This is a genomic window from Neglectibacter timonensis (assembly GCF_900048895.1).
Lineage (GTDB): Bacteria > Bacillota > Clostridia > Oscillospirales > Acutalibacteraceae > Acutalibacter > Acutalibacter timonensis.
Window position 1 is genome coordinate 97,996 of record NZ_LT160635.1, and the last position, 14,981, is coordinate 112,976.

A 14,981-nucleotide genomic window follows, 5' to 3' on the forward strand; every position below is an offset into this window, starting at 1 on the left:
TTAGAAACCGCAGGAAGACCCCGCGGGGGAGCTTGCCCGTTCCCCCGCGGGGTTCTTCACTTTTGAGATGGGGGAAAACAGGATGAAAAAAGGATTCTGCCGGAGGAAAGCGCTTTCCCTGGCACTGGCCTTCTGTCTGGCCCTGCCGGGCACGGCACTGGCCGCCGAACCGGAGCCTGTGGAAAAGGTCACGGTACAGGGGTATCAGGAAACCGACGCCTCTGAGTTTTATGGCCTTTTTACCCACAGCGACAGCGAGGTAACGGTCACCGTCAAAAACGACGCCAAGCAAAACGGGAACGGCTGGGAACAGGCAGGTTTTACCCACGCAGGCCGTCCCGTGGTGCAGAGCAGCGCGGAGTCGGGAAAATACGCGGGGCTTGCCCTGGAGGTGAGCAGGCCCTGTTATCTGGTCTATGATTATACGTTGGCCTCCAAGTCAAGCTCTTCCCTGTATCATAAGACGGCGGCAAACCTGACAAAGACCTCCGGTACAACTTCTTATACGAACCTTTCAAGCAGCGGGGCCCGGAGCGACTATCAGGATGAGGGCGAGGTTGCAGCCGGAGCATGGAAAACGGCAGTTGTGGATCTGACGGATGCCAACACCAGCAACCGTGTCCTATGGCTGGAGCACTACCGGTCTTCTTCCGATAAGAACCCAATTGCCAGGGCTTATGTTTCCAATCTCCGGTTCTATGAGTCTCTGGAGAGCCTTCCGGAGGCGTACAAGGCCACAGTGGACTTCCGGTTCAATCCGGAACACGGCTACGTGGAGAGCAAATATTACAGCAAAAAAACAAATATTGAAACGCCCTCGGTCCTGGTATTCCCCATCTACTCCAAATTGTCCCTGTACTTTCGTTATGAAGAGGAAATCGATGTTCAGGGCTGGAAAGTGACGGATTCCGAAGGGAATACCGTCAAGGAGGACCCGGAGTATTCCATCCTTTCCATTCCATTGGAAAAGCCGGATGCCTATACGGCGGCGCTGCAGTCGGTGCCGATTGCCCCCGCGCCGGAGAAGATGGAGCTTTACTGCCGGGATCCGGCAGGCACCTGGAGCCTTCTGGCCGGGGATGTGGCGGATTTCGACGGTTATTGGTGGAGCCAGGCTTATGAGAAGGACAAGAGCCGGGAGTGGAAAATAAAGGTTATAAAGGGCGCTGCCGCATATGACTCCGTCACCGTTACGGATAATGGCGAGCCTACTGCTCTGAATGAAGAAGGCTGCTATGAGCTTACACCGGGTAATGCGCAGCATGTGGTGGAGTTCCGCTTTCGGAAGCAGGACTTTTCGGACTGTGTCCGCACTGTACTGCTCTGGCCCACCGTCACCCTGGAGGAAGGAATACCGGGGTCAGAAGAGCTGGAGTTTTTAACGGATGACCCTCTGCAGCTCTATTGGGGAAAGGGATATCCCTGGCAGTACAGCAACGGGCTCAGCACACCGGAGCGGACTGTTTTTGCCACAACCAACCAGGAGGCTTACCTTTTTTCCTCCTGGCTGTCCGTCACGGCAAAGAACCCGGGGATCCTTTCCTTTGACTATATGGTGGATGGCAGTGAAGAAAACGATTTGAAAATCGCGGTCGAGGATGGGAACGAGCTGGTTACGATCAGTGGGAAAAAGGGATGGACCCATTTGGAAATCCCTCTGGAGGCTGCCGAAGGAAGCCAAACGGTCACCTTGAATTATACGAATTGGGACAAGGAATCGACAGACTCTTATGCCGCCTTTTCCAATATGAAATTTGAGACAGGGACGGCGGAGCTCAATCTGACCGTTAAGGGCACCGGCACGGTTACGGGGCTGCAGCCGGGAGCAAACAGCGCAGCGGTCGGTTCGACCGTAAAACTGACGGCGGTACCCGGAGAAAACAATCAATTTCTCGGCTGGCTGGATGAAAAAAATGAGCTGCTGTCACTGGAGGCCGAATTCGAGCTGATGGTCCGTGAGGACAAACAAATCACGGCGCTCTTCGCCGACCCCCGGAATGCCGTAGCACAGGCGGGGATCGAGCTGTTTGATACGCTGCCGGAAGCCTTTGACGCGCTGAAAACCGAGGGCGGCACGGTCCGGCTGATTCGGGACCTCACCCTGCAGGAGAACCTGGAAGTGCCGGAAAAAACCACTTTGCTTGTACCCTGTTCCGAATTTGATACCGGATATGACGCGCAGACCGGCTACAATCCGGACGGCACGGAGACGAGCCCTGCTACGGGGGTGTCCCCAAAGGCTAAGCTGTTCAAAACCCTGACGGTACCGGAGGGTGTCACGCTGACGGTGAAGGGGACGGTGCTGGTCAACGCGGTGACAGGACGTCCTGGGGCCGGGCATTATGACATGGATGTGACCGGAGGCTACGGGCAGATCGAGCTGGGCGGTGAAATTCAAATACCCAGCGGAGGCGTTTTGGATGTGTGCGGCTATGTGAAGGGGGGCGGCACTGTTACCGTAAAGTCCGGCGGCGAGGTACGGGACCTGTACGTAGTGCGCAATTGGCGCGGCGGCTCCCAGGCGTTTGAGGTCTTTCCAAGCGTGTACCCCATGAACCAGGCTGACATGCACAACATCACGGCTGAAACCCGGATTGAGGCCGGCGGCAGCCTGGTGGGCACGGTGAAGATGTATGCTTCCGGCAGCTATTATTACACCCGGTTCCCCCAAGTGGATTCTAAGAATGGGCTGATCCGCCTGCAGGAAGGAGGGGCCGCGGTAAAGACCTATGACGCGGAAAGCGGCAGGGAAAAGCTGGCGCTTTCCGGCGGGGGAACCGTGGCTTCCAGCACCTTGGAAATTGTGGGCATGGATTTGAGCACGGCGGGGTTTCTCTATCCTGTTGACGGGGATATGGATTTTGAGCTGATTTCCGGAGATTGGACAGTCAGCGAACGGCTAAAATTTATGCCGGGGGCCCAGGTGGCGGTGGATAACGGGGCCTCCCTCACCATTGCGGAAAAAACCGGCCACGATGGAAGCCTGCGGAACCAGGTTGTCTTTTATGACAGCTTCCAGCCTGAGGATCCGAAAAATACCAGTACAACCGCATATCCAAAGGATCGGGGCGCTGCGGTCCTCACGCTGGAGGGCGGCGCGTCGCTCACCGTTAACGGCAGCTTCGCCGGGAAGATTCTGCCGGGGCGGAGTGCATCCGCGGAGTCCCCGGTACAGATTGTCACCGGGGAAAACTGCGGTTTGACGGTGAACAGCCTGGAGGCCAACGGTTACTGCAACGGAACCCGGGAGCTGCTCTTTGCCGCCGGCCTGGGTACGGAAGCGCAGGGAATGGCTGCCGGGGAGGATTACCTCTGTTATTATGAGGATGGCGCCCTGGTGGTGAAGGACCGGGCGACTCAGAGCTTCGAAGGAGCCTGCGCCGCACTGGCGGAGGCCGACCCCCCGGCCACTTCCCTCAAGGGGGAAGCCGCGCTGATCGGATACATAACCGATTGGACCCGGGGCCTGGTTCGAGAAGAAGCAATCACAGTCGCTGTAGAACTGACGGAGGGCGGCTATGTGGAGCCCGAGGCCGGTACCGCCGAAAATCCTTCCGGCACACCGGGCAGCTTTGCCTTTACCATAACCCTTTCCCAGGAGGGGCTGGAGCCCTATACCACGGGCGTGATGACGCTGACGCTGGTGGCAGCGCCCTACACCCCGCCCTCCAGCGGCGGAGGTGGCGGGAGTTCGGTGACGGAGGAGACCGTGACAAATCCCGACGGGTCGCAGACCACCATTGTCACGGATCCCGGCGCGGGCACCGTGACAGAGACCACCAGGGGTACGGACGGCTCTGTTGCCGTCAAGGTGACCAGGGACGATGGTTCCGTCACCGAGAGCCGGGAGACAGCCTCGGGCGCGCATGCTGAGACCGAAATCGGGGCGGACGGTTCTGTCGGTATTGAGGCCGGAGTTCCGAGCACAGCGATAGAAAACGGCGAACGTTCCGTGGAAACTGCGGCGGGGACGATTACCCTGCCGGAAGCGGCGGGCGGAGAAACCAGCTTTGTGCTGCGGGTGGTACCCTCCGCCGGAGGAATTGCCGATATCTGGCTGGAAATCCGTGTGAACGGCATACCGCTTTCCGATTTGTCCGGCATGCAGCTGAGAATCGACCTGAAGCGGCTGCTGGAAGAGAAAAAACAGCTTTCTCTGCGCGGAGCCGGAGGGGACGCCGTCGAAGCGGGACTGCGGCCGGGTTTGGTGGCTGTGGAGGCGGACAGGGTGCTGCCAAACTCCTATGTCACAGGCACAGAGCTGGTGCTGCGTGGCGCGACCGGCGGAACGCTGCGGGTCGAAGAACGCGCCGTCAGATTTGAGGATGTGCCGGAAAGCTTCTGGGGCGCAGGGGATATTGCTTTTGCGGCGGCCCGTGAGCTGCTGCAGGGCACGGGCCCGGCGGAGTTTTCCCCGGAGGAACACCTGACCAGGGCCATGCTGATGACGGTGTTGGCCAGGATTGAAGGGATTGACACCCAGGGTACGCCCTGGTATGAAAAGGGGATTCAATGGGCCGTGGAGACAGGCGTTTCCGACGGCTCCGAGCCCCACGCCCCCATCACACGGGAACAGCTGGTGACCATGCTGTACCGCTATTTCAGGACGCGGTCTGACGCCGTGCAGTCTGACAATTCGGCCACGCTTTCCGGCTTTGCCGACGGCGGGGCGGTGAACAGTTGGGCCGCCGAAGCCCTGGGCTGGGCTGTGGAGCGGGGAATCGTACGGGGGAAGGAAGGAAACAGGATCGATCCCCAGGGTACGGCTACCCGGGCGGAAACCGCAGCCATGCTCCAGCGGTTTTTGCTGTTGGAATCGTGAAAAAAAGCAAAATTAAAAAGCGGATCCCGTGTCCGGCGCGCTGCCGGGCACGGGATCCGCTTTTCTGCGGTGTCATGCAACATGGCATATCCCGGACGGACGGGGGCATGCTGTACCGGGGGTATTGCAGCCGGAAAAACTTTTATAGCAGTCCGCTGTCCGCCCGCGTGGGCTGCAGCCTTTCTGGGAAACTACCTGTTTCTGGGATAATTCTTAAGGATTTTCTAGTTTTTTGCCGATCGATTGAATTTTTCGTCGTTTCATGGTACGATAGTCCGGCAAGAACAGCAGAACATGAGGGATCGGGGTTTGGCTTGTTTTCAGCCAGGCCCTGTATTTGATTTGAACTTTGCGGCTGCGTCCGGATGAAAGAGCAATCTGGTCCGGAGCAGGAAAGGAGAGGTCGGAACAATGGCGGAAAAGAAAGGCTTTCATCTGTTTGGCTACGTGGGCAGGATTCTGCGGGGCGTGCGGATTGACGAATTGAAAAAATCGCTGGACAAGGCGCGGGAGCGAAGCGGCAGGAACAGAGTTTCCCTGTTTTTTGACATGCTCTGGTGCGCCGCCCGCTATGGGGCGGGCTATCACGATTACGTGATGTTCGGTTTCTATGATATGGATGGAAAGCACAGAAAGACCTATGTGACGCGCATCAAGAACAAAAAGCTTATCACCCTGCTCAACGACCCGGACGCTGCGGACGGTTTCGACCGGAAGACCCTGTTTTACCCCAGGTTTCAGGAGTTCCTGAAACGCGATTTTCTCATCGTGGAGCACACCGATGAGAAAGCCTTCTGCGAGTTTATGGAAAACAGGGAGGTGCTCTTTGCAAAGCCGGACGTGGGCGAAAGCGGCAAGGGCATCGAGAGGCTGCAGAAATCCGACTTCACGGACCTGCACGCCATGTATACCTATGTGAAAGAACGCCGGTTCGGCACTGTGGAGGGAGAACTGAAACAGCACGAGGCACTGGCGAAGCTCTACCCCAACAGTGTGAATACCATGCGGGTGGTTACGCTGCTCACCGGCAGCGAAGCCCGGGGCTGGAAAGCGAACTGTGTGTACGCTGTGCTCAAAATCGGCAACGGCGGGAAATTTGTGGACAATCTGGAGAATGGGGGCATGTTCTGTCCCGTGAACCTGGAAACCGGAGAGCTGACCGCCGTGGGGCACACCTCATCCCTGGAGACGGTGGAGGCGCACCCTGTAACGGGCATCCGCCTGCCGGGCTACCGTATTCCCTTTGCCAAGGAGGCGGTGGAGCTGTGCAAGAAGGCGGCGCTGGTGGAACCCCGCATGCGCTTTGTGGGCTGGGACGTGTGCATCACGCCGGAGGGCCCCGCCATTGTGGAGGGCAACGACTATCCGGGCTACGACTTCTGGCAGCAGCCGGAGCATACCCCGGACCGTACCGGCCTCTGGCCCTACTATAAGAAAATGCTGCCGGAGCTGTGAGCTACGGCCTGTGGGCAAGGGCAATGGACCGCCAATGGAAGGAAAAGGCGCCCGGAAGCAGAGAAATGCTGCTTCCGGGCGCTCTTTTTGAGAGGCGGATGAAAAGCTGGAATGGCATGCTTTTTTCACAAAAAGTTTACCTGACAGCGGGCGATTTCACTATAAAACCAATTGCACAAGAATTCTGCTTGATTACACACAGAAGAGGGTCTATAATAAAAATAGTAAAAAATTAACTGATCGGAAATTTAAGTTTTTCTGAATTGACTGCCAAAAGGGGATGTACATCCCCTTTTGTGCCTTGGGATCCCAAGGCACAAAAACATCATGCTTGACAGGGTGCCGGATTTTCAGGCGAAAAGCTGTTTCAGGCTGATGAGAAAAAATGAATACATTAGCAATCCCTGTCGAAAGACGGAGTCGCAAAGCCGTGAGACTAACCCGCCCAAGCGGTATGTCTGTCTGGTTGCATTTTTTACCGGCGGGGGTTGGGCAATTCCTTCCGGTTTGTTTTTGCTTTCAGGGGAATTTTTCAGAAGAATAGAAGAAAGGTTGTGGTTGGATGAAAAGAACTGCGTGCCTGGCTGAGGATTCAGGGGCGCGGACAGGATGGCCTGCGCAGTTTCGGGCTGGAGCAGGCGAAGGCAGGGTCTGCAGCTTGAACAAGGTGAGAGGACGGGAGCAGGAGCTTTCAACGGAGGCTCAAGGCTTTCCGGCATAAAAAACGCAAAGTATTTACTGCGCCGGGAATAAAACCGCAGGAAAACGCGGTCCGGCGTGGAAAAGGGAGGATCGACAATATGAGGAAGACTGTACAGAAAAGGATTTGGGCCATCGTACTGACCCTATGTATGATGATATCGCTTATGCCATCGGCGCTTGCCGCGTCGGCGAAGGATTTTACCGATGTTCCCCCCAAGGCATGGTATTATGGCGCTGTGGATTATGTGGCGGAGCATGGGTATTTCAACGGCACCGATGTGGGAAAATTTTCGCCCGACAAACCTATGACCCGCGGTATGTTCGTAACCGTGCTTGCACGGGTGGACGGCGTGGAGGGAAATGACCAGGCGAACCCCTTTGAGGACGTGCCTTCGGGCATGTGGTACTCCGGCGCGGTGGCCTGGGCCGCGGAACGGGGCATCGTCCTGGGTGTGGGGGACAACAGGTTCGCGCCAGAGCGGCAGGTCAGCCGTCAGGAAATGGCCGCCTTCATCGCACGGTACCTGACCTATTACATGAAAGAGCACGGCGTGACCTTCCAAGCGACCGGAACGGCCCCTGCTTTTAAGGATGCGGACAAAATTGCAGACTACGCTGTGGAAGCGGTGGAGCTTTGCCGCACCTACGGCCTGGTGTACGGAGACGAGAAGGGCTGCTTTGTCCCCGGATCGCTGGCGACACGCGCAGAGGCGGCAACGGTGATTCAGCGGCTGGCCCTGCTGTTGGAAACCGGTGAGGAAGAGCCCTCCGGAGGCGGCGGGGGCGGAGGAGGCGGCGGTACATCCGCTTCCGCCAGCTCCGGCACCGCCGCCGGGTTTATCCAAGCGGCGCAGAAAGAGGCCGACACAGTCACCGCCACCGTGGAGACTGACAACAGCATCACGGTAAACGACGACATCGCCATCAGCAACCCAAGCGTCAAAACCCTGACGCTTGACCTGAACAACGCCAGCCTGGGAAACCTGACGGTCAATTCCACCAGCGCAACCCGGATCGAAATCAAGGGCGAAACGGCCTCCGTTTCCTCCCTGACCATCAACGCGCCCAGGGCTACGGTGACAAACGGCGTGGCCGTCAATGGTTCCGTCAACCTTCAGGCCGTGTCCAACAGCACCTTCAATAACACGGCCCCCATTTCTGGCAACATCACCGTAACCGGACCTGCCGCGGTGAACGACACGCAGGAGAACCCCGCCCCCGTGGTGATCGCCACGGAGAAGCAGGTGATTGTCCGCGGAAAATCCGAAACTATCAGCATTCAGGCGGACGGCGCAAAGCTGACTCTGAGCACGGCGGCAGCGGTGAACCCCACCGTCAGCAGCACCGCCGAAAATGTGACTCTGGCCGTCACCACGGGAGAGCAGACCACCATCAGCGGCACGGTGGAACAGGTTACAGCCACGGCCTCAGCGCCTAAGCTGAAGGTCGAAGGCACAGTGGCCGTGCTGGCCGCCAAAGCGGCCGCCAGCCTCAGTTTGACAGGCGGCGGTTTGGTGGAAAACTTGGCCGCAGGAAGTACAAACATAGAAATTCCGTTGGAGAATACGGCGCTGAGCATCGCCTCGGCGGAGCTCGTCGGCGGCAGCCTTACCGCGCCTGACGGCGTGGTGGACACGGTAAAGGCCAGCGGAACGGTGGAACTGAAAGCCAGCGTGAACAAGGCCGAAACCCAGCCCGGTACCACGCTGAAGCTGGCGGGGGAGGGAAAGACGGTCAACACCCTGACTGCCGGCGGCACTCTGACCATGGCCGGCCAGGGAACCGTGGGCCAGATCGACGTGACGGCGAACACCAGCAGCACCGTCGAGATTGCCCAGGAGATCACCGTCTCCGCCGTCAACAACACCGGCAGCGGCCAGGTGAAGCTGGAAGACAAAGGCAATGCGGGGCGCGTGGCAACCGAAAAGGCCGCGCCGCCCACAACCGTCCGCTTTGCCGCGCCCACTGCGGCAGGCGGCAAAGGGACGATCACCGGGGTGACCAACGCCATGGAATACAGGGCTTCCGGAGACTGGGAGCCGATCAACAGTGAAAGCATTTCAGTGGATGCCGGGACCTACCAGGTCCGCGTCAAAGCCACCGATACCAAACTGGCCAGCGAGGCCGTCACGGTTACCATTCCCGCCGCCGTCGCGGTGAAAGAGGCCGCCGTTCAAGGCAAGCCCTATGTGGGGCAGACCCTTACCGCTGTGGCCAATGCCGACGCCACCGGCACGCTGGCCTATGAGTGGAAGGCCGGAGAAACTGTAATTGCCGGCGCACAGGGAAAGACCTTTGTGCTGACGGACAAGCAGATCGGCAAGGCCGTCACCGTAACCATTTCCAACTATGAAGGTTCGGAAACCGCCACCAGTGCCCCCACTGCAGCCATTACCGCGGACAAGACCGCGCTGAAAAAGCTGCTGGATAAGGCGGAGGAGGTACAGCAGGGCGTGGTGGTTGAGGACCTTTCTGCTGAGAAAGTCGCGAAGGGTATCGTCTTTGTGACGGCGCAGGAAAAAGCTGATTTGACTACCGCAGTGGGCCATGCAAAAGAAATCGCAGATAATAAAGATGCTCTCGCCTCTGCGGTGTCCGGGCAGGAGAAAGCCCTGCGCGCCGCCGTGGACGCTTACACCGCGGCGAAAAAGGTGGGCACGCTCGATGAAGCGGCAACCCTGCAAAGCGCACTTGGCGAGCTGATCAACGCGGCAACTGGCGCAAAGGTTCAAACGACCGCTGCCGATGCCGCGGAAGTGGAGCCCGGCAAAGCATGGGTGACAGAGGAAGTAAAATCTGCGTATGAAGCAGCCATCAGCGCTGCGGAAGCGGCGAAAGACAGCGGCGACTCCGCTGTGCTGGCCAAAGCCATCACGGACCTGAACGCCGCCATGAGCGTGTACCAGAAAGCGGTTCGGAAGGGTGCGGCGCTGGACGACACAGCCCTGCTGGCAGCCGTCAACGCGGCGGAGCTGAACGCGGCCTCTGTGAGCATTTCCGCAGACGGCAAGGACGTCCTGCCCAGCCAGTCGTGGGTCACCGAATTGAATAAGGGAACCTACACGGCCGCGATTGCTGCCGCAAAGAATACGTCGGCAGCAACGCAGAGCGTGAATGCGAAAGCGCTTACAACCTTGAACGCGGCCACGGAGATCTTCAACGGCAAAAAGGAGCAGGGCACAAAGGACATCATTCCGCCCATCGTCACTGATGTATCCGCGGAGAAGCAGGAGACAGGTGCTCAGTACACGATTTCGTTTACCTCCAACGAGGCTGGAACGTACAGCTATCAGGTAGGCAGCACGGAAGGTGCGTGGACTGCGGGAGAAACTTTTTCTGAGGCCGATACTCCCGTTACCTTCGCCTATACTCCGGCCGCACCGGGCGCTGTCCTTTATCTTCAGGTCTCCGACGCAAGCGGCAACGCCTCCGTCGTACAGGTCAAGGTAGGGGAAGATCCGGAAACCGCCGAAGCCTCCATCGGCAGTGCCAAGTATGAGACGTTTGAGCAGGCCCTGGCCGCCGCTTCCTCTGGCCAGACCATCAAGCTGCTGAAGGACGTGGAGCTGTCAGAGGCAGTGACTATAACCAAGTCTGTCACACTGGAGCTCAACGGCCAAACCATCAACGGAACGGGCTTTTCCGCACGGGCGTTTACTGTGAACGCGCCGGGGAAAACAGTGACCGTGCTGGATTCTTCCTCAGACAGAACCGGAGCAATTAACTCAGAGAACGGCTCCTTCAAGGTGGACGCCGGTACGCTGAATATCGGTGCTGAGGGTAAGTTCGGCGGTAATTACAACAATACTGTACAAAACTGGGGCGGCATTAAGGCCACCGGAGAAAACGTCACAATCAATGTATGGGATGCAAAGATTACTTCCACCACCGGAGGCTGCTTTGCCATTGAAGGCGGAGCAGGCGACGTGCTGAACATCTACGGAGGTACTTTCACGCAACAGACATATTATGACTTCGTGAGCTGCTGCGTTGGCTTTGGTTCTTCCGCCACCATCAATATCTCAGGCGGAGAATTTACCTGCAAGGATGGTCAGTCGGTTCTTTCCGGCTGGGACAGCGGCGCGACGGTAAACATCACCGGCGGTGTCTTTACAGCAGAAGGCAAAGCCAAAAATGTTTTCCAGGTGGACGCCGTTCCGGGAAACATCAAGACTGTGGATGGCGGGGATGACGCACCGTATCAGGCTCCTGACTGGAACATCAGCGGCGGTACCTTTACAGGGCCGATCGAAGTGAGCGCGACCGTAAACGAAATCTTCCCCACAAGCGTGGAAATCACCGGCGGCACATTTTCCGTGGACCCCAGCGCGTATGTGGCCCAGGATTACAAGGTGGTTAAAAACACTGAAGATACCTATACCGTGGGAGTAAAAACGGAACCCGATGAAAACGACGTGGCAAGCGTGGGTGGGCGGTTCTTTACCACGCTTCAGGCAGCGTTTGACGCCGCACATGATGGGGAAACCATTCAGCTGTGCAAGGACGCAGTAGCAGAGGACGGCGTTGAAATGGAGCGTGCCGGGGTTACTCTGAATCTTGATTTGGCTAGGCATACCTATACAGTAACCAATGGCGCGAATGTCAATAACCGTGCGTTCAAGATTATCTCCGGTACGCTGAATGTTACTGGCGGAGGTAAAATCGTTGCGGTCGGAAGCGGAACCACGGCAGCGGAAGGTTCCGGCGCTTACGGCGCGTTCCGCGTAGAGGCGGAGGGCGTTCTGAATGTAAGCGGCGTCACCTTGGAAAACAGTCGTCCCTATGGACTGAACGTGAAGGTGTGTGGTGGTGAAGCAACCCTGAGCGGCGTTACGATTCACTCCAGCTATGGGGGCGGCATCGAGGTGACCGAATCAAAGCTTGGTGAAAAATCAAAGCTGGGTACGGCGACCGTGGCCGATTGTACCTTTACCCAGAAAAACTATTCTGACCATTGCAGTTCAACTCTGTCGGTTTCCGGCGGCAGTACCTTGAATGTCTCCGGCGGCACTTACACGTCGGAATCTGGACGGGCGCTGTACGTGTTCTCCTCCGGCGGTTATATCAACGTTTCCGGCGGAACATTTTCCGGGGTGAAGGACGTCATACGTGCGGAAATTGATACCAATACTTACCCTGAGTATGAAGGCGGACTTAAAATCACCGGCGGCGACTTTACGGGGCCGATTACGATCACCTCACCTGCTTCCCTCACTATCACCGGCGGCACCTTCTCTGTGAACCCCAGCGCGTATGTGCGGGACGATCTTACGGCCAAGGAAAGCGGCGGCAAGTGGATAATAGAGAAGAGAACGGCGGATGACCCCGGCACCGTGGCAAGCGTGGGCGAGCGGTGCTTCCGCACTCTTGCGAGCGCGGTGGAGGCCGCCCAATCGGGCGATACTATCAAACTGCTGCAGGACACAAAGCTTACCGAGATTGTCACTATTCCGGCGAGCGCTGAAATTACCCTTGACCTGAACGGAAAGACGCTGACGCTTGACGCGTCCGGGACAAGGTTAATCCAAAATGAGGGAAATCTTACCATCAATGGAAACAGCGGTAAGATTTCCGGTATCAACTCCGGTGCGTACGGGTTGATTGATAACTATGGATCGCTCGAGGCTAATCAAGTGACTTTCAAAGATGTAGGTTTAGATAACGGCGCATCAATCAAAAACCGGCCTGGCGTAAATTCCTCTCTGACGCTGAACCAGTGTTCCATGACAGCCACTGGTGAGAATAAGGGAAATGCCAATGTTTACAGTGATGGAACACTGACTATAAATGGCGGTACCTTTACCGATTATAGTAGCGGTGCTTATGCGGTGATTTGCAACAGCGGGGAAGCTACTTTGAGATCCGATTCAGAATCGCCGCTTACAGTTGAGGGGGCTAAAGGCGCTTTGGGGATCAATTCCGGCACTGTAACAATTAACGGCGGTACCTACACAAGCGGCACCTATTATGGTGTCTGGATTACCAATAATGGGGTAAACACCGATGTGACCATTAATGACGGCAGCTTTACCGGAGAGAGATATGGCCTTTATGCTTCGGTGGACGATGGCAAGCAGGATTCCAGCAACGCCAATATCCTTGTCCAAGGCGGTTCCTTTACCGGTAACACGGAAGCAGCCGCAGCGCTGAATGAGTCTCAATCGAAACTGGAGTGGTGCATGACAATCGTTGGCGGCACGTTTTCCACCAACCCCAGCGATTATGTGCCGGAGGGCTACGAGGCCACAGAGAGCAATGGCAGCTGGACTGTAGCTGCGGTTGCCCCGTAAGTGTAAGAACCGCAGATTTTTCGTTCAGAGCGGCGCACGGAAAACGCGCCTGCTTGTTCCAATAAAAACCGTCCTGCAGGAGAGTTATCCTGCGGGACGGTTTTTGCTGTTAAGACTTTTGGGGCGAATGCGGGCCGCTGTGTGCATGCCGCCTCATCCGGCACGGCTTCCCGGCGAGGGCTGTAGTTACGTCCTGGCCCTGTAAGGCTGAATTCCCAAAGGGTACTCTCCCGGGCGGCGGCATGTTTTCCGCGGCCCGGGCCCTGTAACGGACGGAAATCGTTTACCGCAGTTGTTCCTTTCTCTTGCTGCCGACTGAAGTCCGGCACCCCCCGGCTTCTTGGCATCCGGCAGGACAAAAAAACGGCGCCGGATATCCGACGCCGCGAATGTTTATCTCAAGAGAGGTTCCCGTAACTGTCGCAGGAGATGGAGACCGTCCTGCCGGTATTTGTGCCTTTATAACTCACACTGCCGTAGCCATAGGCGGATTTGCCGGAGGTCCAGGCGTCCTTTGAGTTAAAGGAGGCGGAGGTGGAATAGGTGGTGACCGTGCAGGAAGCGGAAGTGGCGGAGGAACTCACCCCATAGGAATAGGTGAAGGAACCGTGTACGGTGACCGCAAAGATCGCCACATCATTGCTATTGTAATAGGTCGAGGTTTTGGAGCCTCCCTGGCTGGAGCGCAGCAGGGAATTCTCCCGGGTCAGCTCTGTGACAAAATAACTGCCGTCCGGCAGGTACTCCACGGTCCTGGTCTCCGGCGTTTCCGGAACAGCCTTGGCGGAGGCAGGGAGAGTGGCCACTGCAAACAAAAGCGAACAGCACAAAAGCAGGGAAAGAATTTTTTTCATGATAAGTGCTCCTCTCAATACACCCCGACGACACTGCCGGGGTCCAGATCCATACTGGAATCCGGAACAATGGTTTCCACAAAATAGCCGTCGCGATATGCGATTTTATCCGCAATGTCAAACGCGTACAGGGCGGCCATCACGGCCAGCAAAACGACGATGAGGATACCGGCAATCCAGAAGAGCTTTCTGCGTTTCAGGCTTTGGCTCAGCTTGACGGGGTCCTCCGTCCCGATGTAAGCCTCCACCACTTCTTCCGGAGTACCGATTGCGGCGACGATTTCCTCATAACGGACGGAACCGTCGGGATGCAGGTGCTCCCCGATGAGAAGCTCAATGCCGCGCAGTATTTCCTTCTTGCGCTGACGCGGGCATTCCAAAAGAGAGCTCACCTTTTTCAGGTAGCTTTGAACCGCGGGGTTTTCAGTTGCGTTCATGGTCGTCCTCCGTATGGTAAGCAAAGAAATTCTGCATCCCCTGGGCAGAGCGTTTATAATCCGCCAGAATTTCCTGAAAGTATTCCATTCCGGATTCCGTCAGATGATAATAAACGCGCACACGGGACTTGACGTCTCCTGAAAGTTCCCGCCGGTCCGTGACCACGCCCCGTTTCACCAGCCGGTACATCGACATATAAATTGCCGCTTCCGCCATGGAAAGGAGCCCGCCGCTCCGCCTGAAAATTTCCTGAGACATCTCATACCCGTACATGTCCTTTTCCTGTAGCAAAGACAAGCACAGGAGTTCCACCGATACCTTTTTTGTAGGTTCACCGTTTGCCATAATTGTGTGCACACTCCGTAATATTACTGCCTTATCATAGCATTTTTTAAAAATTTTGTAAATATGTAAATTTAT

General features: G+C 57.0%; 6 protein-coding genes and 1 riboswitch. Of the genes, 3 read left to right on the plus strand and 3 right to left on the minus strand.

Annotated features, from left to right (window positions below):
• Positions 1-82: 82 nt before the first annotated feature.
• The 3 genes from BN3911_RS01105 to BN3911_RS01120 all read left to right on the plus strand — a co-directional run bounded on the left by BN3911_RS01105 (position 83) and on the right by BN3911_RS01120 (position 13,269).
• Positions 83-4,822: an S-layer homology domain-containing protein gene (locus BN3911_RS01105; protein ID WP_066860155.1), complete on the plus strand. Its 4,740-nt coding sequence runs from the start codon at positions 83-85 to the stop codon at positions 4,820-4,822.
• A gap of 411 nt (positions 4,823-5,233) precedes the next feature.
• Complete coding sequence (locus BN3911_RS01110) at positions 5,234-6,277, plus strand: sugar-transfer associated ATP-grasp domain-containing protein (RefSeq protein ID WP_066860158.1); 1,044 nt, start codon at positions 5,234-5,236, stop codon at positions 6,275-6,277.
• A gap of 386 nt (positions 6,278-6,663) precedes the next feature.
• Positions 6,664-6,751, plus strand: a riboswitch (cyclic di-GMP riboswitch).
• Between the two features lie 326 nt (positions 6,752-7,077).
• On the plus strand, positions 7,078-13,269 hold the full coding sequence (locus BN3911_RS01120; RefSeq protein WP_066860163.1) for an S-layer homology domain-containing protein: 6,192 nt from the start codon (positions 7,078-7,080) through the stop codon (positions 13,267-13,269).
• A gap of 398 nt (positions 13,270-13,667) precedes the next feature.
• Here BN3911_RS01120 and BN3911_RS01125 read toward each other — a convergent pair whose 3' ends face one another.
• Genes BN3911_RS01125 through BN3911_RS01135 form a run of 3 tightly spaced genes read right to left on the minus strand, consistent with a single transcriptional unit; the run spans position 13,668 to position 14,906 of the window.
• Positions 13,668-14,123 carry a hypothetical protein gene (locus BN3911_RS01125; RefSeq protein WP_066860166.1) on the minus strand — a complete coding sequence of 152 codons (456 nt, stop codon included), beginning with the start codon at positions 14,121-14,123 and terminating at the stop codon, positions 13,668-13,670.
• Between the two features lie 14 nt (positions 14,124-14,137).
• Positions 14,138-14,560 carry an HAAS signaling domain-containing protein gene (locus tag BN3911_RS01130; RefSeq protein WP_066860168.1) on the minus strand — a complete coding sequence of 141 codons (423 nt, stop codon included), beginning with the start codon at positions 14,558-14,560 and terminating at the stop codon, positions 14,138-14,140.
• The gene (locus BN3911_RS01135) at positions 14,547-14,906 is read right to left on the minus strand and encodes a PadR family transcriptional regulator (protein WP_066860172.1); all 360 of its coding nucleotides are present in this window, start codon (positions 14,904-14,906) and stop codon (positions 14,547-14,549) included. The genes BN3911_RS01130 and BN3911_RS01135 overlap by 14 nt, the downstream gene beginning before the upstream one ends.
• Positions 14,907-14,981 lie beyond the last annotated feature (75 nt).